Origin of the sequence: Paracoccus laeviglucosivorans, from assembly GCF_900182695.1 — a bacterium.
GTDB classification, from domain to species: domain Bacteria; phylum Pseudomonadota; class Alphaproteobacteria; order Rhodobacterales; family Rhodobacteraceae; genus Paracoccus; species Paracoccus laeviglucosivorans.
The window spans coordinates 1-1,379 of record NZ_FXTK01000076.1; the positions used below are offsets into that span (position 1 = coordinate 1).

The window sequence follows — 1,379 nt, forward strand, 5'->3', positions numbered from 1 at the left end:
GGGTTGCGCGTCACGCTGGCCGAACAGGGCGATCTGGCGCAGGGGACGTCCAGCGCCTCGACCAAGCTGTTCCATGGCGGGCTGCGCTATCTGGAATTCTTCGAATTCCGCCTGGTCCGCGAAGCGCTGGAGGAGCGCGAGACCCTGCTTGCCGCCATGCCGCATATCAGCTGGCCCATGCGCTTCGTGCTGCCCTATGACCCCGCCATGCGGTTCGAAAGCGATACGCCGACCTCGCGCCTGCTGGGCCGCATCATGCCGTGGATGCGCGGACGCAGGCCCGCCTGGCTGATCCGGCTGGGGCTGTTTCTTTACGACAATCTGGGCGGGCGCAAAATCCTGCCCGGCACGCGCAAGCTGGACCTGTCGCAGGGCCCGCTGGGCGCGCCGCTGAAACCCTTTGATCTGGCGTGGGAATACTCCGATTGCTGGGTGCAGGACGCCCGGCTGGTGGTGCTGAACGCCCGCGATGCCGAACGCCGCGGCGCCACCATCCTGACCCGCACCCGCGTCACCCATGCCACGCGCGAAGACGGGCTGTGGCAGATCCAGACCGACGGCCCCGACGGGCCGCGCAGCCACCGCGCCCGCGCGCTGGTCAATGCCGGCGGCCCCTGGGTCGAGGAAGTGATCCGCAACGTCACCCATATCCAGACGCGCGAAGGCGTGCGGCTGGTGCGCGGCAGCCATATCGTCGTGCCGAAGCTTTACGACCACGACCGCTGCTATTTCTTTCAGGGCAGCGACGGGCGCATCATCTTTGCCATCCCCTATGAACAGGACTTTACCCTGATCGGCACCACCGACATGGACCATGACGGCGCGCCGCAGGATGCCCGCTGTTCCGAGGCCGAGCGCGATTACCTTTGCGCCTTTGCCAGCCGCTATTTCGCGCAGGCCGTGACGCCCGATCAGGTGGTCTGGACCTATTCCGGGGTGCGGCCGCTGTATAATGACGGCGCGAAATCGGCGACGGCGGCGACGCGGGAATATGTCCTGAGCCTGGATGCCGATGGCGCGCCGCTGCTGAATGTGTTCGGCGGCAAGATCACCACCTATCGCCGTCTGGCCGAGGCGGCGCTGGCGAAGCTGGCCCCGCATTTCCCGCAGGCCAGCGGGCCGTGGACGGCGGGCGTGGCGCTGCCCGGCGGCGATTTCGCGGTGGACGGCGTCGAGGCGCTGCTGGCGCGGATCCGCGCCGCCTATCCGTTCCTGTCGGCACGCGACGCGCAGCGCCTGCTGCGCACACATGGCACCGAGGTCTTTGCGATCTACGGCACGGCCTCTGACGCCACCGACCTTGGCCGCGACTTCGGCGCCGGCCTGACCGAGGCCGAGCTGCGCTGGTTCACAACCCACGAATTCGCAACAACCGCAGA

At 67.9% G+C, this 1,379-nt stretch carries 1 protein-coding gene; it reads left to right on the plus strand.

Annotated elements, in window-relative coordinates; all coding sequences use genetic code 11:
* The coding region (gene glpD, locus FN835_RS21085) for a glycerol-3-phosphate dehydrogenase (RefSeq protein WP_142665183.1) at nucleotides 1-1,379 on the plus strand (1,379 nt) is incomplete at both ends.